Raw genomic sequence first — 1,169 nt, forward strand, 5'->3', positions numbered from 1 at the left:
ATGATTTTCGACACAACGCCGGCGCCGACGGTGCGGCCGCCTTCGCGGATGGCGAAGCGCAGGCCGTCTTCCATCGCGATCGGTGCGATCAGCTCGACGGTGAAGCCGACGTTGTCGCCGGGCATAACCATCTCGGTGCCAGCCGCCAGGGTCACGGTGCCGGTCACGTCAGTCGTACGGAAGTAGAACTGAGGACGGTAGTTCGCGAAGAACGGAGTGTGACGACCGCCTTCTTCCTTGGTCAGGATGTAGGCTTCGGCCTCGAACTTGGTGTGCGGTGTAACCGAACCCGGCTTACACAGAACCTGGCCACGCTCAACGCCGTCACGGTCGATACCGCGCAGCAAGGCGCCGATGTTATCGCCTGCTTCACCGCGATCCAGCAGCTTGCGGAACATTTCGACACCAGTACAGGTGGTTTTCTGAGTGTCGCGGATGCCGACGATTTCGATCTCGTCGCCAACGTTGATCACGCCACGCTCGACACGACCGGTCACAACGGTACCACGACCCGAGATCGAGAACACGTCTTCAACGGGCATCAGGAACGGCTTGTCAACTTCACGCTCAGGGGTGTCGATATACTCATCAACAGCCGCCATCAGTTCCTTGATCTTCTCTTCGCCGATTTCCGGGTTGTTGCCTTCCATCGCGGCCAGAGCCGAACCTGCGATGATCGGAACATCGTCGCCGGGGTAGTCGTAGCTGGACAGCAGTTCGCGAACTTCCATCTCAACCAGTTCCAGCAGCTCTTCGTCGTCAACCTGGTCAACTTTGTTCAGGAACACGACCATCTTCGGGATGCCAACCTGGCGGCCCAGCAGGATGTGCTCACGCGTTTGCGGCATCGGGCCGTCTGCGGCGTTCACAACCAGGATCGCGCCGTCCATCTGAGCGGCACCGGTGATCATGTTCTTGACGTAGTCGGCGTGGCCGGGGCAGTCAACGTGCGCATAGTGGCGGTTGTCGGTCTCGTATTCCACGTGGGCGGTCGAGATGGTGATCCCGCGCGCTTTCTCTTCCGGCGCACCGTCGATTTGGTCATACGCTTTGAAGTCACCGAAATACTTGGTGATCGCTGCGGTCAGCGTCGTCTTACCATGGTCAACGTGGCCAATCGTGCCGATGTTGACGTGCGGTTTTGTACGCTCAAACTTTTCCTTTGCCAT

The 1,169-nt window shown here is 59.1% G+C and carries 1 protein-coding gene; it reads right to left on the reverse strand.

The features are described from left to right. Positions 1-1,169 (reverse strand): elongation factor Tu (gene tuf / locus ACR0LH_RS21635; protein WP_170650580.1); only part of this gene is annotated, 1,169 nt, incomplete at both ends.

The sequence above is a fragment of the Ruegeria sp. CL6 genome (assembly GCF_056536465.1).